We start from the raw sequence: 21,250 nt of genomic DNA on the forward strand, positions 1-21,250 counted from the left end.
GACTATTTTATGAAACACCATACGACCATTTGTTCCAATGTACTTTTTGTTCTGTTATAATAATAGGAGTTATAACATGAACGTGATGAATGTCATGACATGATTATTTATTTGGAGAGAATGTAAACCATGCATAGTAAACACCAAGTCAATATAACACCTGGTCAAAAAATGAAAGTGGAAGTAAAGCGTATTGGTATTAATGGCGAAGGGGTTGCTTATTTTAAAAGAAAAGCTATCTTCATCCCAAATGCGCTTCCGGGGGAAATTGTGTTAGTGCAAGCAGAACACATCGCACCTTCATTCGTTAAAGCTAACTTAGTGAAAATCATAAAAAAGAGTAAAGACAGAATACAGCCTTCATGCGATGTGTATGATCAATGCGGAGGTTGTCAACTTCAACATGTCCAATACCAAGCTCAATTGCAAGCCAAAGAAGAAATACTACGAGAAGCATTCCAAAGATATACAAATGTGAGTGACCTCCCGCTAAGACCTATCATCGGAATGCGTGATCCAAAGGGATATCGAAACAAAGCACAATTGCAGTTGGGGAGAGTGAAGAACAAGATTATCGCTGGTCTCTATGCACCACATTCTCATCAGCTCGTTGACATCTCTCATTGCGAAATTCAACACCCTGTAGTAAACAAAACGATAACATCCATTACTAATATTATAGCGCAGTTGAACATACCCATTTACAATGAAAGAAAACGAACAGGTATCGTAAAAACCATCGTTGCTCGCGTCAGTACTCTTCATGAAATATGTCAAGTTACACTAGTAACAGCAAAAGAAACGTTACCACAGGAGAAGAAACTGATTGCTGCTATTCGTCGAGATTGCCCTGAAGTCGTCAGCCTCGCTCAAAACATACAACCGGAAAGATCTTCGATTATATTTGGAAAAAAAACAACGATACTTTGGGGAAAAGAAACGATAGAAGAGCGTCTTGATGCATTAGTTTTTTCCTTATCTCCGCGTGCTTTTTTTCAGCTTAATACGACGCAAACGATTGCGCTCTATAATACAGTAAAAGAATTTGCTGGTTTACAAGGGGACGAGACCGTCGTTGATGCATATTGTGGTACAGGTACCATTGGTTTATGGCTATCCCAAGAAGCAAAAGAAGTGAGAGGGATTGAAACGATACCAGAAGCCATTGACAACGCCAAACGCAACGCGTCATTAAATAACATTACTAACGTACGATTTTACGTGGGAAAAGCAGAGCAATTACTGCCAGAATGGTTGAAACAGCATTTTCGTCCTGATGTGATTGTCGTCGATCCACCACGAACAGGCTGTGATAAAAAGTTATTACATGCCATCATCGATAATAAACCGAATAAATTCATCTATGTTTCATGTAATCCATCTACCTTAGCAAAAGATAGTGATGTATTATTAAAAAACGGCTATACCATTAGTGCTATGCAACCAGTAGATATGTTTCCACAAACGTCCCATGTAGAGTGCTGTGTACTTTTTACAAAACAGCATTAGCATAACTGCATGTCAACATGGATGATGCGAAAGAAAGTAGAGGATAGAACCATATGGAGTTTATGAAAGATGTTTTTTCTCTGTACTTTGAAAGAAGTGAATTTTTTTTAACGTTGCTTTATGAACACATCATCATTACGTTTATTGCCATTGTCATCATTACGATCATTGGCGTGACCTCAGGAATCCTCATCACTAGAAATAAAGTCGCAGCAAACATTGTACTAGCAGCCACAAACTTTTTATATACGATTCCATCGATTGCATTATTCGGTATTTTAGTCCCCTTAGTCGGTATAGGAGATAAAAATGCGATTATTGCGTTAAGTTTGTATGGATTGCTGCCAATTATCCGCAATACCTATGTTGGCATTACCGAAGTGGACAACCAAATCATTGAATCTGCTATCGGAATGGGAACAACACAGAAGCAATTACTATTCAAAATACAACTTCCACTAGCTTTACCCGTTATTTTTGCTGGTTTTAGAACGATGGTCATTATGACGATAGCACTTGCCGCGATTGCTGCATTTATCGGTGGTGGTGGTTTGGGTGTGGCCATTTGGAGAGGCATTACGACTTACTTCACAGAGATGATTATGGCAGGAAGCTTGCTTGTTGCTTTGTTAGCCATTGTCACAGATTTCATATTAGGTATTATAGAAAAACGATTACGTATTCGTATATTAGGTAAAACCAATGAAGGAGGAATTCAATCATGATGAAAAAAATAGTGGCGTTAGCTTTTATTTGTATGCTTGTAGTGAGTACAGCAGCATGCTCAAGTGAAGAGAAAAGTGTGGTGATTGCTAGCAAACCGATGACGGAGCAATACATAATTGTAGAGATGTTAGCGATGTTAATTGAAGAGAAAACAGACATCAGTGTGGAAAAGAAACTCGGCATTGGCGGAGGCACAGAAAATATTCACCCTGCGATGTTAAAAGGGGAAATCGACATATACCCCGAGTACACAGGTACAGGTTGGAATGATGTGCTGAAACAAGCTTCTGTAGAAGACCCTCAGCAATTGTATCAGGAAGTAAAAGCAAAATATGATAGCGAATTTGATATTACGTGGTCTGGTCTTTATGGATTTAATAATACATACGGATTAGCATTACCACAATCATTAGCGGAAGAGATGGGCATCACCACGTATAGTCAATTAGCTGAAAAAGGAAGTGACTTGCGATTCGGAGCAGAATTTGACTTTTTCGAACGTGAGGATGGATATAAAGGGCTGGAAAGTATATACGGGATCGATTTTAATGAAAAAACAGAACTGGATATCGGTTTAAAATATCAAGCCATAGCAGAAGATGAAGTAGACGCTATTAATATTTTTTCTACTGATGGTAGGTTAACCGAGTACGACTTGATAGTATTAGAAGATGATAAAAATTACTTCCCAAGTTATTACGCTGCCACATTAATACGTAACGAAACATTAGAGGAATATCCTGAACTAGCTGAAATATTAGAACTATTAACGGATACCATTTCAACGGAAGACATGACGTACATGAACTATCTTGTAGAGATTGAAAAGCAGGATCCAGCGAAAGTAGCTAAGGACTTTATTTCAGAGAAAGGGATATTAAATTAATGTCCATCATTACGTTTCAACAAGTAAGCAAAACTTACAAACAGAGCAGTAACCCTGTCATACATGACCTTAACTTAAGCATTGAAGCTGGGGAGTTTATTACACTAATCGGCCCTTCTGGATGTGGTAAAACCACGCTGCTGAAAATGATTAATACATTAATTCAACCTACTAGTGGAACCATTTCCGTACAAGGCAAATCGATAGATAAATGGGATACGATTCAACTTCGACGCATGATAGGCTATGTCATTCAACAAGTGGGTCTCTTCCCACATATGAACATTAAAAAAAATATCACGTACGTGCTTGATATTAATGGGGAGAAAGATAAAGACTTCAAAGACAAACGAGCAACAGAATTAATCCAGTTTGTTGGTCTTTCACCTGATTTATTGTCTCGACATCCTAGTCAATTAAGTGGTGGTCAAAAACAACGCATTGGGGTTGCAAGAGCGCTTGCAGCAGATCCAGATATTATATTGATGGATGAGCCTTTCGGTGCGGTGGATGAGATCGCAAGAACAAGATTGCAAGAGGAATTACTATCTATTCATCGGAAACTAAAAAAGACGATCATTTTTGTCACTCATGATATCGGAGAAGCGTTTAAACTCGGTACAACTATTATTCTCATGAACAATGGGAAGATAGAACAGATGGGTACAAAAGATGAACTTATTTTCAAACCAAAAACAGATTTTGTAAAGCAATTTATTGGCCTAAAAGGATTTAAGGAAACACTAGATGAAGAAGCATTACAAGTTGCATACGAGGAAATGAAAAGCAAAAAATAAAAGCCATTATCGTCCTTTGTGATATAATACATCATGTAGAAACAAACATAAAGGAGATGAGCAGATGGCAAACTCAGCTGCAAAAAAGAAAAGAATGCATGTAGTGAGGCAAGGGAAGCTAGATCCCGTTAGCAATAGAAAAACAAACAAAGATTACGCAAACATCAGTCAGCATGTACGTAAAAATGAAAGCAAAAAAACATATACCCATAAGCACAAATATAAACAGTATGCATTTTCGCGAGAAAATCATACTGTTTATTTATTTCTTGTAGACTATTAAACACTTTTCACCCTCTGCTGCATACGTTGCTGACTTTGCTGGATCATCTGTTGAACATAATCTACAATGTCATCTACATGCTTTATTTCAGTGTACGGGGAAGTGATAAAAATTTTGCACGCATTCACAGACACTGTACTTCCATCTTTCGTTGGTACGGAACAATGCTTCTGGGTGTCTCCAAAAAACATCTTATCTCTATTTTCTCCTAATTGTTCAAACAACATCTCGTTTCGCTTATTATTTTCTTCTACTTCTGCTGCATATAATAGTCCATTTTTCTCTAATACAAAGCCATCACGGATAGTATGATGGTATATTCGAAACAAAGTTACCATACCTGCATTTCCATCATTAACAATACATAGTCCATCTATGTTCTTCAACCGTTTTCTTAAAACAAGATTTACCTCTACATAATGAGCTAATAATTTTTGATAATTTTCCATACCAAATGCCATCAACGTGCTATACATAGAGATGGCACTACACATTCGTGAGCATTCCAATGTATAACCTGTGTGATATTCACCGTAAGCCCGATGTCCAATGTATGGGGTGTCTTCTGGTGAAATATCAAGTAATTTTAAATCACGTGCTTGTTTTACTAGAAACAAACTCGAAACATAAGGAGATTGCCCTAATTTATGAAAATCAAAACATATAGAATCACATACGTATAAATATTTCAGTTTTTCTTTTATCTCACTTAAAGCTGTGATGACTTCATTAGAAAAACCCCACTTATTCTCTTTCATATCATAATCGTTAAAAAATGCAAAGAACCCTCCTAATGCAGAATCCCCATGTATATGAGGCCGCTGAACACCATATTGTTTAGCAATAGAAAATGACATGTCAGCAATATCTTTTATGTTGTCAATGGCCATACTATCCGTCGTTCCCGTAGTAGCTACAACGTAAATCGGTAACCCTCCATTTTCTATGACTTGTATCATCTTCCGCTCTAAATCCAGTACGTCCATCTCGTTATTTGTATTTGTTTTTACTTTTATAAGCTTATTTCTACCTAATCCCGCTGCTTCTACAGATTTTAGTATACTAAAGTGGGCAGCCTCCGATGCAAATACATAGAGATGATTTGGCACCCCATCTGCTATGCTGTCTGGTGCCGCTTTACTAATCGCTAGTCGTAAGCCAGTAAATACAGCTCCCTGTCCTCCCCACGTTGTGTATCCCCCGCTTTCCAAGTGGTTATATCCAACTAATTTGGACATCATACTCATCACCCCAACTTCCGCTTCCGCACCAGCTGGGCCACTGACATCCCATATATTGTTTCCGTTTGTAAGCATCATCACTAACGTACCTAACATGCTAGGTATACTGGCCATCGGATGAATGTTAGAAAAATAATATTTAGAATGGTAAGGATGATTTTCAATCAATTTTAGCAATAGTAAAATCACCTGTTCCATTTTCAAACCATGATGAGGGATATGACTATCTATTTTTATTTGCTCATAACATATATCTTCTCTTTGCTTACAGCCTGTTAAAGTGGCACGCTCTGCGTCTTTCATTTCATCCATTCCCGAAACAAGCTGCTCTATCCATTGTAAAAATTGTTTTCGCTCTTCCTCATTTCCATCCGCACTAGGAAATAAAGATTGTAATTGTTGTATCCGTTGCATATAGACAACCTCCAATGAAAAAATAACCAATACATGAATACCTCGACCTCATCTGACTAGTACGAATAATAAGTATAAACAAGTGTGCTATAAATTTAGAATAGTCAAAAAATTAATTTGAAATAACACCCACTATTTTGGGCTCTATGACAAACTCACTGTAGAATAAACTTACTTTAATATGCAATAAAAGGTGTTTTTATTTCGCCTTTGTTTGATGATGATTTAATTGTGTGTAATATAATTTTATTCCATTTAATTTTGAACGTCTACCCAAAACGTATAAAATAACAAAAAAATAAGAGTAAAACACATCCGTAAAACAAGTAAATGACCTACCGAAGTGATACTGTGGTAGGTCATTTACTGTATTGGAATAGCTATTAATGTATAGATATTGGAATATGATGTTCATTTCCAGCTTGTTTGGTGTAGTGACTATTGTATTACTGCGAAGGATGTTCATGATCAATATAATAACTTTTCCCCTTCTCTATCTCTGCCTTTCCTTGAGTTAGTTCCGTCATCCATTTGATTACGTTATCGGCTTCGCTATAGAAAGGTAAACATATGAGCGTCACTTTATCCGTGAACAAGGTTTCCTCCGTCATCATGTTTCGATTACGCACTTCATTTTCCACTTTACCTAGTAACGTATAATCCATTGTTACCGTCACTTGCTGGTGCAGCGCTTTCTCAATGATACCTGCACTTTCTAACGCCGCCGATGCACCGCTTGCATACGCTCTTATTAAGCCACCTGCGCCGAGCATGATACCACCAAAATAACGTGTAACCACAATCGCTACATTTTTTATTCGTTTATTTTTAATCACTTCTAGTATAGGTTTTCCCGCTGTGCCGCTTGGTTCTCCGTCGTCAGATTGCTTTTGCAGCTGATCGTTTTGGCCTATACAATAAGCAAAACAGTTATGCGTGGCAGACCAATGATTTTTGCGAATGGACTCAATAAATTGCATCGCTTCTTCTTCTGTGGATACCGGTTTTGCATGACAAATAAATCTAGATTTCTTAATAACAATCTCTGTCTGACTTGCTTCTTTTACCGCTAAATAACGCTCACTATCCATGCGTACACCTCCCCCTTCTCTCTTAAAAAAGGCAGCTCATCGAAAGTAATGGATGAACTGCCTTTGCTTATATGTTTAGATTACTTTAGTTGCTGTGCATTACTTTAGTTGCTTTGCATTACTTTCAATTGCTTTACATTAAATATGTGCAACATGTTGTCGTGCTTACTTAATTAGACGAGCTTCTAATTCTGCTTTTTCTGCTTCAAATCCTGGTTTCCCAAGTAAAGCGAACATATTTTTCTTGTATGCTTCTACCCCAGGTTGGTCAAATGGATTAACACCTAATAAGTATCCACTTATACCACATGCTTTTTCAAAGAAATACACGAGGTGGCCGAACCAATAGGAAGATGCCTCTGGAATCGTAATTTCTAAGTTTGGGACCCCACCATCACAGTGAGCTAGAACTGTTCCTTGTGCCGCTTTTTTGTTTACGAAATCCATCGTTTCACCAGCTAGGAAATTAAGTCCATCTAAGTTGTCTTCATCATGTGGAATTTCCAATTCGATGCTTGGTTTATCCAACTGAATAACCGTCTCAAATAAATTTCTTGTTCCTTCTTGTATAAATTGACCCATGGAATGAAGGTCTGTTGAGAAGTTTACAGAAGAAGGATAAATGCCTTTATGATCTTTCCCTTCACTTTCACCAAATAGTTGTTTCCACCACTCGGAGAAGTATTGCAAAGAAGGCTCATAGTTTACTAAAATTTCTGTTGTTTTCCCTTTTCTATATAAAGCATTACGTACAGCAGCATACTGATAGCTTGCATTTTGAGCAAGATCATCGTTGTTATATTGCGCTTGTGCATCCTTCGCACCTTGCATCATTTCATCAATATTTATACCCGCAGCAGCAATAGGCAACAATCCTACAGCAGTCAAAACGGAGTATCTTCCACCTACATCATCTGGAATAATAAAGGATTCATATCCTTTAGCGTCCGCTAATTTTTTCAGCGCTCCCTTTTCTTTATCCGTCGTCGCGTAAATTCTTTTGCTTGCTTCTTCTATCCCATATTTCTTTTCTAATGCTTCACGTAAAATACGGAAAGCGATAGCAGGTTCTGTCGTCGTACCTGATTTAGAAATCACGTTTAATGAAAAATCACGATCTCCAATTAACTCGATGAGATGGCTCATGTAAGTAGAGCTGATTTGATGTCCAGCAAAATAAACTTCGGTCTTTTTGCCATTTGGCATTTGGTTGTAGAAACTATGCGTAAGCATTTCCAAAGCTGCACGAGCTCCTAAGTATGAACCTCCGATACCGATAACCACTAACACGTCAGAGTCAGCATTAATTTTCTCTGCTGCTTGTTTAATTCTTGCAAATTCTTCTTTATCGTATTGTGTAGGTAGTTCAACCCACCCTAAAAAGTCAGAGCCAGCACCAGATTTTTGATGTAATTGTTCATGTGCAACTTTCACCGCTGGAGCTAAATAGTCTATTTCGTGCTGAGCAAGGTACGGCATTGCATTACTATAATCAAATTGAAGTTGTTTCACAGTATATCTCCCCTATCCTTTTTATTTAGGCGCACATCACAACCTGAATCTATGTTTCATGTCATGATGCGCTTGTATACCCATCCCTTAAATCAAGATTAAGCCAGTAAGTTTTTCACTTTTTGTACGACATTCTCTACTGTAAATCCGTATTCTTCGATCACCTTTGAACCTGGTGCGGAAGCGCCGAATGTGCTAATACCAACAATATCACCTTGGTCTCCTGTGTAACGCTCCCATCCTTGTGGGTAAGCCATTTCCACTGCAAGTCTCGCCTTCACATCTGGTAAGATGACAGCGTCTTTGTATGCTTGATCTTGTTGTTCAAACTTTTCCCAACTTGGCATACTAACGACCCTAACTTCAATACCTTGTTCTGCTAAAACTTTTTGCGCTTCAATAGCAAGGGATACTTCAGATCCTGTCGCTAAAATTTGTGCTTGAGGTTTCTCTTTACAATCTGAAACGACATAAGCTCCTTTTTCAATGCCTTCTTTTGCGTTCTCTGCTGTGGATTCTAGCTGCGGTAAATTTTGTCTCGTTAATACTAAAGCAACTGGCTCGTTTTTATTTTCCACAGCGTAACGCCATGCATAGCTTGTTTCATTACCGTCTGCAGGTCTAAACACCGTTAAGTTAGGAATGATGCGTAATGCTGGCAATTGTTCGATCGGCTCATGCGTTGGACCGTCTTCCCCTACACCGATACTATCGTGTGTTAGTACATAAATAGCAGGAACATTCATTAGAGCAGATAAACGGATAGCTGGTCTGACATAGTCAGAGAAGACAAAGAATGTACCCGCATATGGCTTCACGCCTCCATGCAATACCATTCCGTTAATCGCTGCACCCATTGCAAACTCACGAACACCAAAGTATACATTTCGACCACTGTAGTCTTGCGAAGTGAATTGACCCATATTTTTCAGGTTTGTATTCGTTGATGACTCTAAATCTGCTGATCCACCGATAATAGATGGTACATTTTTCGCTAAACCGTTCAACGCACTGCCCGAAGCTGCACGTGTAGCAATGGCTTTGTCCTCCGGTGTATAAAGCGGAAGATCTTTGTCCCAACCTTCTGGTAATTCATTGTTGATCGCCATTTCTAATTGTTTCGCAAGTTCAGGATGTTGTTGTTTATATTGTTCATATCGCTCATTCCAAGCAGCTTGTGCATCGATTCCTTGTTGTTTCAATGCTGCAAAGTGATCTCGCACTTCACTCGGCACATGGAAATCTGGCTCTGCTGGCCATCCGTAGTACTCTTTCGTTAGTTTTGTTTCTTCTAATCCAACTGGTGAACCGTGAAGACCTTCTTTTCCGCCTTTTCCACCTCTGTTCGGACTTCCGTACCCGATCGTTGTTTTCACTTCAATGAGTGTTGGCTTTGTCTCTTCTGTTTTAGCAAGTGCGATCGCACGATTAATTTCATTTAAATCGTTACCGTCGTTTACTTTTAGTACGTTCCAACCGTATCCTCTAAATCTGCTATGCACGTCTTCGGAAAAAGATAAATTCAATTCTCCATCTAGAGAGATATCGTTAGAATCGTAAAGTACGATTAATTTATTTAGTTTCAAATGTCCTGCAAGAGAAGCAGATTCGTTCGAAATCCCTTCCATCAAGTCTCCGTCACCACAAATCACATACGTATGATGATCGATGACAGAGAAGTCAGGCTTGTTATATGTAGCTGCTAAATGTGTTTCTGCCATCGCCATCCCTACAGCCATAGCAAAACCTTGTCCAAGTGGACCCGTTGTTGCATCCACACCAGCAGTGTGACCATATTCAGGGTGACCAGGTGTCTTACTTCCCCATTGTCTAAAGTTTTTGATGTCTTCCATAGATAAATCATAGCCAAACAAGTGAATTAAGCTGTAGAGCAACATGGAACCATGTCCTGCGGATAAAACAAATCGATCTCGATCTATCCATGTCGGATTATCCGGATTATGCTTCATATGTTTCGCCCATAGCTCGTACCCCATCGGAGCAGCACCCATCGGCATACCTGGGTGTCCTGAATTCGCTTTGTTAATAGCGTCAATAGATAACGTTCTAATTGTATTTACAGCTAATTGATCTATCGGTGTATTTTGTGTCGTCATAATATTGTCCCCCTCATTTCGTTTAAGTCACATCATATCGTTAAAGTATAGTTAAAACACGACTGTTTTGTTGCCATGTACTAATATTCGATCATCTACATGCCATGAAACCGCTCTAGACAATACAATACGTTCAATGTGGCTTCCTATTCTCTTCAACGCGTCCACATCATCTCGGTGACTTACACGTTGTACATCTTGTTCGATAATAGGTCCACCATCCAACTGTTCGGTAACATAATGCGCCGTTGCCCCTATGATTTTCACTCCACGATCGTGTGCCTGATTGTAAGGCTTACCTCCAACGAACGCTGGTAAAAAGGAATGATGAATATTAATGATGTTATTTTTATAGTGTTGAATAAAAGTAGGCGATATAATTTGCATATACCTTGCCAAAATTACAGTGTCTACTTTCCCTTGCATTAATGCTAGCTGTTGCTGTTCCGCTTCTTCCTTCGTTTCTGCGGTAACAGGTATATAATAATAAGGAATGCCGAATGATTCAACAATCGGACGCATATGATCGTGGTTGCTGATGACCATCTCTATATCCGCAAGCAAATCACCCGCTTGCCAGTGCCATAATAATTCGAGCAGACAGTGATCTTCCTTCGATACGAATATGGCACATTTCCGCTTCTGTTTCTTGAGGTGAATACGCCATTCCATATCAAATTCATCTGCTACAGATTGAAAATCTTGTCTTAACACACTTATTTTTGTGGATAGTTCATCTAAATCAAATTCAATTCGCATAAAGAACATACCGCCTGTAGGATCTAAAGTGTACTGATCCGACTGTACGATATTGGCTCCATAGCGATGAAGAAATCTGGATATTGCAGCAACGACACCAGGTTGATCTGGGCAAGATATTAACATCGTAGCCCTATGCTCAAATAAAGTCATTCGTTGCTGATGTTTGGCATCATGAGGATACAATGTTTATTCTGCCCCTCCTTGCGCAAACCAAGCGATTAACCTCTGATTGATTTGTTCTTCGTTTAGATCTGAGAATAGGTTAGCTTCCATCACCATGTCATACAATCTTTCCATGGGTTCCCTAGGGTCTGCTTTTCTTGCCTTTGCATCCTTTTTTAGCATTTCCCATTGCTGCAAAATAAACTCCCTGTGTGCTAATCCTTGTTTCGCAAAAAATTGTTTCAATTGTTCTACTTCTTCCACAAATGAATCGCCAAATCTATCTGCTAGCCTATCTTGAAGAAGCGCTATCTCCACTTCATACATCGGACGCTGTGTCTTTTTGTCTTTACCAATCCAAGGTGTTTCTAAAATCATTGGTAAATGCTGCAAGTCAGGGTGATCTACAAGGCGTTTCATTGCGGAAAAACCAATCATACCCGAACCTATAGGGGCATGTCTATCTTTTTTGGCACCTCTTACATTCTTGCTATCATTTAAATGGAGGACAGCAAGTCTGTCTAAACCAACGATACGATCAAATTCTTGAATGACACCGTCCAGATCGTTCACAATATCGTAACCAGCATCATGAATGTGACAAGTATCCAAACAAACTTTCAAACGTTCGTTATGACTCACTTTATCCATAATGGATGCAATCTCTTCGAAACTGCGTCCTATTTCAGTTCCTTTACCTGCCATCGTTTCTAATGCAATATTTACATCGGTACGTTCTGTACCGGATAACACTTCTGTTAATCCTTCTGCTATACGCTGTATACCAAATTCCGCATCTTTATCGGTATAAGCTCCAGGGTGAAGGACGATATTTTTCACTCCAATATAATCGGTTCTATTCATTTCTTCTTGTAAGAAATCGACTGCCAATTCATATGTATTGGATTTGTAAGAACCTAGATTAATAATGTAAGGAGCATGCACCACAATGTCTTCAATATTATTTTCTTTCATTACTGTTTTGCCTTCTTCGATATACTGCTCTTCAATCGGTTTACGACGAGTGTTTTGAGGTGCACCCGTGTAAATCATAAAGGAAGATGATCCGTAAGAAATCGCTTCTTCCGCAGCATTGAGTAATCCTTTGTTAGAGAAAGAAACGTGAGAACCTATTTTCTTCACTCTGCTTCCACTCCTTCATCACATTTTACTTCCATCTATTGTACTCTATATTACTTTGCTGTGGCAATGTATAGCGCCAAACTACTACAAATCTTCATGAATGTCATGTATAATGCAAATTGAGGTGAATGAAGTATGCCAGTGTGGTTCGAATGGTTTATTTTTTTCTGGGTATTTATATTAGTTGGGTCTATGTCTATCGGTGGTTATTTTATGTTTCGAAAGTTTATGAAGGTACTGCCTAAAGAGGATGGGAAATCAAAATTAGATTGGCAAAATTATTATGTGGACAAAAGCAGGCATCTATGGAATGATGAAACGAAAAAATTTCTTGATTTACTCGTATCCCCTGTACCCTCTGCTTTTAGAGACATCGCGAAGCACTCCATTGCTGCAAGAATTGGTCAAGTCGCATTAGAGAAAAAAGCTTCCGAAGTAACGATAGATCATTGCATCGAGGGATATATATTAGCTACGCCAAAGAGAGACTATAAGAGCTTAACTCGTTTCTTACACAAACATCAAATTGATTATGAGAAGCATAAGCATTTGTTGTAATCATCATAAATACGATAAAACAAACAACTCCCGCCATCATGGTGGGAGTTTTCTTTTGGCATATTTAGGCTCTAGGCCATCGCCCAATTTATGTGCAGACTTGCACGAGAAAGGCTTAGATGAATATGATGTGGTATCCTTTCTATATCAGTATTTTCCACTCTCACTTTTCATTACTTTACTTCTATAATAAGAACCGCACCCTTTGCCTCGCGGTTCTTCCTACTGTCTAAATACAGAAGAGCACGTAGAGAGCGTAGTCATCGCCTGTTCTTCTATCCGATCTAGCAGCGTTTTTACTGTCGGGATATCATCAATTAAGCCAATCACCTGACCTGCCCAACCAAACCCTTCCTCTATATTACCTTCATAGATCATTTTTGTATTCGCTTTGCCATCAAATAGAGGTAGGAGTTGTTCAAGCGTACTTCCCTTCTCTTCTAGTTCTATAATTTGTTTTGCTAATGTTGTACCTAATGTACGTGCTGGCATGCCGAGACTTCGCTTGATGACGGTAGTGTCTAATTCACTACTATCCACGATAAGCTTTTTGTATGCTGGATGAGCGTGCACACATTCTTGTGTAGCAATAAAGCGTGTGCCCATTTCGATGCCATCAGCCCCTAATGATAAAGCTGCAAGCAAGCCCCTTCCATCACCAATACCCCCACTGGCAATGACCGGTATAGACACTTGATCTACTACTTTAGGAATTAATACAAACGTTCCTAAATCATCTCTTCCAATATGGCCGCCGCCTTCTTGTCCGACCGCCATCACCGCATCTGCTCCAAGTTGTTCGGCTTTCTGTGCTTGCCGAACGGTAGATACTAACACTAATTTTTTCACATCCACATCTTGTAAACGCTCTAATAATGGTTTGGGATTTCCACCTGTCATAGAAATTACGGGAACTGTTTCTTCGATTGCTACCTCTAACATATGTTCATACGGCCTGCCACTTTGCCCAATGGCAAAGTTAACACCGAATGGTTTAGTCGTTAATGATTTTACTTTTTGTATTTCATGGCGCAGCTCTTCTGGTGTAGATAATGACATCGCTGTAATTTGTCCAAGCCCGCCAGCATTACTTACTGCTGCTGCTAAATCTGCATACGCTAAATAAGCAAGTCCCCCTTGTATGATAGGGCGTTCAATTTTTAATAGACTAGTGACTCTCGTTTTCATTCTATGACTTCCTCTCTATTTATTTACAATCTTCATTATATTCCGTTCAACATTATATGTATGATACAATGTACATGGTATAAAGCAAAGAAAGGGGAAATATTCGTGAACGAAGTTAATGTATGTAAAATTTTCACTTTTGACTCTGCACATCAGCTTGTTGGACATAAAGGAAAGTGTGCTAACCTTCACGGCCACACCTATAAATTAGAAGTTGAATTAAAAGGTAAACTCCATGGACCTGAACATCAGTCTGATGAAGGATTTGTTATAGATTTTAGTGATGTGAAAAGCATGGTAAAAGAACTTTTAGTAGATCAATTAGATCATTCCTTTATTGCGATGGGTAATGAACCTGCGTTAGCATCTCTTAAAGAATCTGGTTCAAAAGTTACGGAACTAGGATTCAGAACCACAGCAGAGAACATGGCTATGTACATGTGTCATCAGTTAAAACTAGCAAAATTACCTGTATATGCTGTGAAACTATGGGAAACTCCAAACAGCTGGGCACAAGTATTAGCTAGTGAAATTCCTGAAAGTGGTCCTAATTACCGTACAATTGGTGGATGTGACACGGAATCTTAATCCACATTGTAATAGAATAGTCTGAGTGAAGGACAAGACTACAGTACTAAAAAAGACATTCCGTTCTAAGAGCCCCTGTAATAGCGACTACAGGGGCTTTTACATGCTTTTTACATCCTATGATTTATAATGTTTTAATATTGTTTGTAGTTTCATCGCATGACCCATTTGGCCTTCTACTTTTAATTTGCCCATCATAAAAGCGCTTGCAGGATTTAACGAACCTTCTAGCAGTTTCATAAAGTTGTCATCACTTAATTTCAATGTGCATTTGGCTTCCCAATCGTCAGCTTGTTGAAATTCTACTTTACCATCATGAAAACGAATTTGATACGTTCCACTTGTTAAATCAAATTGAAACGTAGACTCCACATCTTCAATGCCTTCTGGATCTGCATTTATTTTTGCAGCTAGATCTTGCAATACATCCATTATTGCCATGCCATTACCCCCAATTAAATAATGATTTCCATTTCATTTTACACGAAATAAACGGAAATGTCAGTTTTCTTTTCTTGTGTGATTATCAAGAAAGCACGTAGAAAGCAACATTGCTCCCCACATAGGAGGATGGTATCGCTGTTACGTGCTTTTAAATAGGAGTAATTACTTATTTACGTACTATATTTTTTGTTCCACTATATAGGCCAGATGATGCTAGACCCAAAGTAATTCCTACTAAAATGCCTTCACTTAAATTACTAGGAGCTAGATAGAAGACGCCTAACGGAATACCTAGTCCGATAGATACGAGTGAAGCATATTTACTTGGAAACCCGACAGATTTTAATACAGATACAATCCCGATGATAACGGGAATTAGGGCAATATTATAAATTTCAAATTCCATTTTTACTGTTCTCCTTTCCATATGTTATAGAGTACCGCTGCTAGTTCTTCTCTCGTAACCGCTTTTGACGGCTTAAATTTTTTATTTGGATAGCCGATCATCCATCCTTTTTCAGCTACTTGTTGGATCGCTTCGTAGCTCCATCTGTTTTTCTTTACATCTGTAAATTTTTCACTCACTTGGTTCACCTTCTTTAGTACGTCAGATTTGAATTGATTACGATCGAACAACGTATGATGAGGGCAGTTTTTACCATATACAATGGCATGCGGTTGTAATTGACTGGCACTAGTGAAACCATGTTGATTCATAATCTGTGCTACGACTTCTACTGCATTTTGATAAGTAGCCTCATCAAGTGGGTCTCCAGGATCAACTGCTTCACACGCTATTTCAACACCAATCCAATTTCGATTGTATTCACCGTTAGTGCCATCTCCTGCATGCCATGCATTCTCATTGAATGGAATATGTTGTGTTGCACTGTCTTTGTCCACAGTGACATGCCAACTTACAACTCGGTTGGTTGTGCTCATATAAATGCCATGCATCTCATCTCCAGCACCATCATTCCAATTGTTTGTGGTGTGGAATAACACCCCTTTGGGTTTCATAACATATCCAGGTCGATTACGGTGTCCTTTTGCCAATATTTTTCGTTTTATATTCATTGGCTCACTCCTTTCTGAAATAAATAGCTTTCATATATGAAGGTAACGAGACAACATTTTTACGCTCATTTTTGCGATTTTTTTATTTTTATTCGCGCTTACAACTTTACTGCAGCTCATACTTCGTATGTAAGTATTGTATGTAGCAAAGTACAAAGTGGCTTGTACGCTTGTCACCCTATATATTTTCAAAGCGTATTTTGTGCGCACCAATGATGAAACTAGCGAATAAAATGCAATATATCAAATTTATCTACAAATACAAAAGAGCCCTCGGCTCTTCTTTGCTGTATAAGAAAGTTAATACAGTGAATCATTTATGATATTAAATTTAGTTCAGTTACAGCATTACATTTTCATAGATTTTCATCGTAGAAAAATAAGGAGGAGCAGAGTAGGAAAGGAGGATTGATATGAATCACTTAAAAAAATACAGGACTCTTTTTGTGGTAACAATAGGCTTCATGCTCAGTGTAGGATTATGCTTATCTGTCTTATATGTTTATCATACTGACGCCACCACTGGAGTCATATACGAGGTGGAGCCCAACAACTCTTCTGAAGAAGCGACCACAAATATGGTTTATGAAGGGTTTAATCAATATGGGACATTTTACGGAGATGATATGGTAGACTATTGGAAATTAAATATAGAACGAGCGACCAAGATCAATATTTTTTTAGATCAAATTCCAAAAGAAAGTAACTATAATCTTTATTTATATCCAGAACATAGCGATACGTTTATATGGAAATCAGAAGAAGAAGAGAATGCGTATGAACTTGGGACAGGCATTGATGTACAAGCTGGGGTTTATGACATTGTGGTCGTGTTTGAAGAAGGAGAAAGCGTGAAGCAGAATTACCTTTTACGTTATAGAGATGTAGAGAAAGTGGTATGGCCAGTCCCAGATAGCACGGTAATTTCAGACTACTTTTTGAGCCGAGGCGGTGCTCATCAAGGAGTAGATATATCATGGGCAGGAACTTTTCCTTTGGTACAAGCTGATCTTTCTGGTTGTATGAACGCTCCTTGCCGTTCCGGAAACGATATTGTATCCGCATTTAGTGGTACGGTTTCGAATATGTATCAAAATGATACGAGTGGAAGTGTAGTGGAAATAGAGAGCAGTATTCAAGGGGATACGTTGTTAGCAAGTTATCATCATGTATTCCGTAGTCATGTTGCCATCGGGGATGTCGTACATGCAGGGGATAGGATTGCTGTGATGGGAAACACAGGTCATACCATTGGAATGACTGGAGTTCATCTTCATATGGAACTAAGAAAAAATGGCGTACTCATTGATCCACTTACGTATATATCACCTCCAACAGATGACTAAAAGAATAAAAAGCATCCATGGTGATGCTTTTTATTCTCATGCATCATTACGGAGGTCTCACTACTGTATTGTTATATACGGGCTTTTAAACCTTGATGCATTGTTTTATGGTGTGTAGATGGCTTTCAAACCTTGAAGATAGGATCCGAACATAGGATAATGTAATCCCGAAAACGTTCCTGGAAGAAAAAATTGTTTTTTTATTGTAAAAGGCATTAACTCTATTTTTCCATTTACATCTATCGCAAAAATCATTTTATAATATGCCGTGTTATGGAAAGGAAGTCCTTGCAATTCTTGTTTTAACGTATTATATTCTACAGTCGAAATAGTAGCCTGTAATTTAGACAGCACAAAATTTGTTAATTGTTCATACACTTCGTCAGCAGTAATATTTTGATCCAACACGATATGAAATCCTGTTTGTTGTTCCGTGACTAGTTGCAATGTAGGATCGTTGGCGACAATATTTAATGCTTTATTGTAGTCAAAATTCAATGTATTTACATCTACTGCATGATGAAATTTATTAATGCCATCCAAGACATCCTGCCAATTCGTTTCTGGTTTATCAGAAATAAGAATTGTTTTGTAACGCTCTGTTAATGCTGGCGGCAACGTACGTTGGATACTGTTTTGATTGTTTAAATACATATCATCAGTAAGAACTTCCAACGACCATTCCTTTTCCATATTGATATTAGATGCCTCTATTCCTTGAAAAGAAAATACAAATAGGAACACGAGAAGCATTATTTTTTTCGTCATAACACCCTCTCCTTTCTTTACTATATTGTCATATACGTGTTTTTATAACGTAACACATGTCCTACATTACTTATGGTGTGTACATTGCTTTTAAGCCTTTGATATTTGCCACAAGCATTGGCCAAGCAGGATTACTATTCGACCAACCCGGAGGAATAACATATTTTTTAACAGAAAATGGAACCAATTCTACATTCCCACCTTTATCTAACGCAAAAAACAAATTGTAGTACACATGTTGTTGTCCGGTGGTGCTACTTAATAGTCCTCCAATCTCCTGTTTTAATGTCGCAAATTGTGAAGCACTAATATTCGCTTGTAATTCATCTACAATATAATCCGTAATATAGTAATGGGCTTTGTCTGGGGTTATATCTCCATAAATGGGTACATGGTAACTGGTATCTAGCTCTGTAACTAGATTTAAAGAAGGATCGTTGCTGACAATGGTTAATGCTTTGTTTAAGCTAAAATCTAATGAATTTGGATGGATGGCACTGTGAAATTTATTAACCCCATCTAACACATGCTGCCAGTTAATTTCGGTTTGCGTGGACATTACATATTTTTCATCAAATCGATCTGAAGCCACACTAACAGACAATAAGGTAACTTTATCAAACGATTCATGAGGTTCCTCTTTTGAACTCGTTGCAAATGCAGCATGAGACGACAGTAAAAACAAAATCAGTAAACCTATCATGCTTTTTTTCTTCATTGGTCATCATCCTCCTATATGCGTACTAAAACCATCGTAAATGCATGGTTCGGTTGTTCAAGATAAAAACGAAACGATGGTGATCGATGGCATGGTTAAAATAAAATAAAAAAGTATGCGGTTACAAAAGAATACTCATCGTAACCGCATACTTTCTATTCTCTTATGTTTTCACTATTGAACGAGTTTAATTACTCTTATTGCCTTGACTTGGACACTGTAGTTATGTTTTGAAGATGTTGTAATACCCAAGAATTCTTTTTTAGAAGTGTTAGCAGAAACCGTCATTCCTACAGGCATAGCCATGAGTAGATTTTTTGCTTTCTCTACTGCAAAAAATAGATTGTATTGGTAGGTTACGTTAGAAGCACTGGAGGATTTCCAAATATAATAGTTGGTGTTAGATTCGGATAAGTTCATGAATGTTTGCTTCATGATTTCTTCATAAGATGCGATTTGATCTGATGTGAGGCTTACGGATAAGACTTGTGAGAAGAGACTTACTAATTTAGAAGACATCACTTGTACATCTGCACTTTTTTGATTGATCGTTTGGTTCAGTGTTCCGATTAAACCAAGTGTGCTATCTGCTTGAACAATGTCAAGCGCTTTACCAAAATCTAATTCTAACGTATCTCTTTTGATAGCTGGAATAAATTGATCCGCCATCCCAATGGCTGCTGGAATATATTCAAAAGGTAAAGCCCAAGCTTCGTCAAATTCTACATCACCATTTGCTCTCAAAATAATGGCTGGCATATTAACTTCTTTGACTACATTCTCAGAAACAGCTTCTGTGACATTCATTTGTGGAGCTGCACCCTCTGCTGCAAAAGACGCGAATGACGCACCTAAACTTAAAGCGAGAATAAGAACTATACTAAATAATTTTTTCATTTTAAATCATCCTCCTAGATTATAATTTTTATACCATTTTGCAGTTTAAATATTTTAAAAACTCAAAATTTTCAAACCCTTTATATTGACTTTATAATCGTAAGCATCACTTTCAGATAGATTTAAAACCTCTTCTTTTGAAGCATCAACTTCAACGGTCAGTACAGATGGCATAGCATATAAGAATTGATTCTTTTTCACAATGAATAACGTATTGTAAGTGTATTTTGTTTTTAACTCGTTATCGCTTGGAGTAAATGTAAACCACCCTTTGTCCAGTTGATCTTTTAAATCAATAAAAGCATCTGCAACAAAAGATCGATACAATGCTACATTCTCATCACTTTGCGGAATCTGCAAGTTTTGCAAAATGGAACTTGTAACTCCATCCATAACATCTGATGTTTTCTGACTAGATTCAAAAGTATGATTCAGTGTACCTACAATGCCAAGCTTACTTTGCTGAGATACATAAGTCGTTAACGCATCAAAATCTACTGCATTCTTATCTATATCAAATGCATTATTTTGAATGAGTATGGATAAGTTCTGAGCGGGTTCAGTGTCTTCCCCTACAGCAATGAACGCATTAAAATATGGATAATTTACTGCAGTTGCAGTAGATAGTTTTGCTGGTACACTAGCATCTACTTCATTATCTTTCGTCATCACTACTATCATTGCGGAACATACAACGACAACTGCTAACAAAAGAAGTACCATTTTTTTCACTATTTTCACCTCCTTCCTTTTTATTTTGATTTAGTTTCTTTTCCACTCCAATTATAAAATAAAAGTAAAATTTACCTATATTATTCTATAATGTTATCTTACTATTAAATACTATCTTTGTGAATAAATAATTTAAATACAATTTACTTTTTATACTAATAGTTTTCATTTTGTCTACTATTTTAATGTTAATATGATTAATTGTTAAATATGTTAACTTTTAAGTATTGTTTTGATTACTGGTAGATGATTATTCGAAATTTGCATGCAAAAAGGAGCCCCGTGGCCCCT

General features: G+C 37.8%; 22 protein-coding genes. 8 read left to right on the forward strand and 14 right to left on the reverse strand.

The window, feature by feature from the left end:
- Positions 1–129: 129 nt before the first annotated feature.
- The 5 genes from rlmD (at position 130) to brfA (ending at position 4,201) form a co-directional block, all read left to right on the forward strand.
- The gene (rlmD, locus tag D1Z92_RS13400) at positions 130–1,509 is read left to right on the forward strand and encodes a 23S rRNA (uracil(1939)-C(5))-methyltransferase RlmD (protein ID WP_128896179.1); all 1,380 of its coding nucleotides are present in this window, start codon (positions 130–132) and stop codon (positions 1,507–1,509) included.
- Between the two features lie 53 nt (positions 1,510–1,562).
- Positions 1,563–2,234 carry an ABC transporter permease gene (locus D1Z92_RS17625; protein ID WP_240666728.1) on the forward strand — a complete coding sequence of 224 codons (672 nt, stop codon included), beginning with the start codon at positions 1,563–1,565 and terminating at the stop codon, positions 2,232–2,234.
- Positions 2,231–3,121: a glycine betaine ABC transporter substrate-binding protein gene (locus D1Z92_RS17630; protein WP_240666730.1), complete on the forward strand. Its 891-nt coding sequence runs from the start codon at positions 2,231–2,233 to the stop codon at positions 3,119–3,121. The genes D1Z92_RS17625 and D1Z92_RS17630 overlap by 4 nt, the downstream gene beginning before the upstream one ends.
- Complete coding sequence (locus D1Z92_RS13410) at positions 3,121–3,918, forward strand: ABC transporter ATP-binding protein (RefSeq protein ID WP_128896180.1); 798 nt, start codon at positions 3,121–3,123, stop codon at positions 3,916–3,918. The genes D1Z92_RS17630 and D1Z92_RS13410 overlap by 1 nt, the downstream gene beginning before the upstream one ends.
- Positions 3,919–3,982: 64 nt before the next feature.
- The gene (brfA, locus tag D1Z92_RS13415; RefSeq protein ID WP_128896181.1) at positions 3,983–4,201 is read left to right on the forward strand and encodes a ribosome rescue factor BrfA; all 219 of its coding nucleotides are present in this window, start codon (positions 3,983–3,985) and stop codon (positions 4,199–4,201) included.
- On the opposite strand, the gene D1Z92_RS13420 is transcribed toward brfA, so the two are convergent.
- The 6 genes from D1Z92_RS13420 to D1Z92_RS13445 all read right to left on the reverse strand — a co-directional run bounded on the left by D1Z92_RS13420 (position 4,198) and on the right by D1Z92_RS13445 (position 12,643).
- Positions 4,198–5,856, reverse strand: coding sequence for a pyridoxal phosphate-dependent decarboxylase family protein (locus D1Z92_RS13420; protein ID WP_128896182.1), 1,659 nt, complete (start codon positions 5,854–5,856; stop codon positions 4,198–4,200). The genes brfA and D1Z92_RS13420 overlap by 4 nt on opposite strands.
- Before the next feature lie 446 nt (positions 5,857–6,302).
- On the reverse strand, positions 6,303–6,947 hold the full coding sequence (locus D1Z92_RS13425; RefSeq protein ID WP_128896183.1) for a YigZ family protein: 645 nt from the start codon (positions 6,945–6,947) through the stop codon (positions 6,303–6,305).
- 165 nt (positions 6,948–7,112) lie between these two features.
- Complete coding sequence (locus D1Z92_RS13430) at positions 7,113–8,459, reverse strand: glucose-6-phosphate isomerase (RefSeq protein WP_276318877.1); 1,347 nt, start codon at positions 8,457–8,459, stop codon at positions 7,113–7,115.
- Between the two features lie 98 nt (positions 8,460–8,557).
- Positions 8,558–10,576: a transketolase gene (gene tkt, locus D1Z92_RS13435; protein ID WP_128896184.1), complete on the reverse strand. Its 2,019-nt coding sequence runs from the start codon at positions 10,574–10,576 to the stop codon at positions 8,558–8,560.
- Between the two features lie 51 nt (positions 10,577–10,627).
- Positions 10,628–11,488 (reverse strand): formyltetrahydrofolate deformylase, encoded by an 861-nt coding sequence (gene purU, locus D1Z92_RS13440; RefSeq protein WP_128896209.1) that lies wholly within the window; start codon positions 11,486–11,488, stop codon positions 10,628–10,630.
- 36 nt (positions 11,489–11,524) lie between these two features.
- Positions 11,525–12,643 carry a deoxyribonuclease IV gene (locus D1Z92_RS13445; protein WP_128896185.1) on the reverse strand — a complete coding sequence of 373 codons (1,119 nt, stop codon included), beginning with the start codon at positions 12,641–12,643 and terminating at the stop codon, positions 11,525–11,527.
- A 135-nt stretch (positions 12,644–12,778) separates the two neighbouring features.
- On the opposite strand from D1Z92_RS13445, the gene D1Z92_RS13450 reads away from it, so the two are divergent.
- Positions 12,779–13,201 (forward strand): DUF2621 family protein, encoded by a 423-nt coding sequence (locus tag D1Z92_RS13450; protein ID WP_128896186.1) that lies wholly within the window; start codon positions 12,779–12,781, stop codon positions 13,199–13,201.
- 222 nt (positions 13,202–13,423) lie between these two features.
- On the opposite strand, the gene D1Z92_RS13455 is transcribed toward D1Z92_RS13450, so the two are convergent.
- Positions 13,424–14,389 carry an NAD(P)H-dependent flavin oxidoreductase gene (locus tag D1Z92_RS13455; RefSeq protein WP_128896187.1) on the reverse strand — a complete coding sequence of 322 codons (966 nt, stop codon included), beginning with the start codon at positions 14,387–14,389 and terminating at the stop codon, positions 13,424–13,426.
- A gap of 105 nt (positions 14,390–14,494) precedes the next feature.
- Here D1Z92_RS13455 and queD point away from each other — a divergent pair, with 105 nt between their 5' ends.
- On the forward strand, positions 14,495–14,977 hold the full coding sequence (gene queD, locus D1Z92_RS13460) for a 6-carboxytetrahydropterin synthase QueD (protein WP_240666731.1): 483 nt from the start codon (positions 14,495–14,497) through the stop codon (positions 14,975–14,977).
- A 117-nt stretch (positions 14,978–15,094) separates the two neighbouring features.
- Here queD and D1Z92_RS13465 read toward each other — a convergent pair whose 3' ends face one another.
- The 3 genes from D1Z92_RS13465 to D1Z92_RS13475 all read right to left on the reverse strand — a co-directional run bounded on the left by D1Z92_RS13465 (position 15,095) and on the right by D1Z92_RS13475 (position 16,498).
- Entirely contained in the window at positions 15,095–15,418 is a 324-nt protein-coding gene (locus D1Z92_RS13465) for an SCP2 sterol-binding domain-containing protein (RefSeq protein WP_128896189.1), read from the reverse strand.
- Positions 15,419–15,587: 169 nt separating this feature from the next.
- Entirely contained in the window at positions 15,588–15,827 is a 240-nt protein-coding gene (locus D1Z92_RS13470) for a hypothetical protein (protein WP_128896190.1), read from the reverse strand.
- Positions 15,828–15,829: 2 nt separating this feature from the next.
- Positions 15,830–16,498: an N-acetylmuramoyl-L-alanine amidase gene (locus tag D1Z92_RS13475; RefSeq protein ID WP_128896191.1), complete on the reverse strand. Its 669-nt coding sequence runs from the start codon at positions 16,496–16,498 to the stop codon at positions 15,830–15,832.
- Positions 16,499–16,911: 413 nt separating this feature from the next.
- On the opposite strand from D1Z92_RS13475, the gene D1Z92_RS13480 reads away from it, so the two are divergent.
- On the forward strand, positions 16,912–17,844 hold the full coding sequence (locus D1Z92_RS13480; RefSeq protein ID WP_128896192.1) for a M23 family metallopeptidase: 933 nt from the start codon (positions 16,912–16,914) through the stop codon (positions 17,842–17,844).
- A 105-nt stretch (positions 17,845–17,949) separates the two neighbouring features.
- Here D1Z92_RS13480 and D1Z92_RS13485 read toward each other — a convergent pair whose 3' ends face one another.
- The 4 genes from D1Z92_RS13485 to D1Z92_RS13500 form a co-directional block, all read right to left on the reverse strand.
- A complete protein-coding gene (locus D1Z92_RS13485) occupies positions 17,950–18,612 on the reverse strand; it encodes a hypothetical protein (protein ID WP_128896193.1) in 663 nt (220 codons plus the stop codon).
- Positions 18,613–18,682: 70 nt separating this feature from the next.
- Entirely contained in the window at positions 18,683–19,330 is a 648-nt protein-coding gene (locus D1Z92_RS13490) for a hypothetical protein (RefSeq protein ID WP_128896194.1), read from the reverse strand.
- A 174-nt stretch (positions 19,331–19,504) separates the two neighbouring features.
- Positions 19,505–20,227, reverse strand: a complete 723-nt coding sequence (locus tag D1Z92_RS13495; protein ID WP_128896195.1) for a hypothetical protein — start codon at positions 20,225–20,227, stop codon at positions 19,505–19,507.
- A gap of 54 nt (positions 20,228–20,281) precedes the next feature.
- Complete coding sequence (locus D1Z92_RS13500; protein ID WP_240666734.1) at positions 20,282–20,950, reverse strand: hypothetical protein; 669 nt, start codon at positions 20,948–20,950, stop codon at positions 20,282–20,284.
- Positions 20,951–21,250 lie beyond the last annotated feature (300 nt).

It is taken from the genome of Longirhabdus pacifica (assembly GCF_004115085.1).
In the GTDB taxonomy this organism is placed as follows: Bacteria; Bacillota; Bacilli; order Paenibacillales; family DSM-105158; genus Longirhabdus; species Longirhabdus pacifica.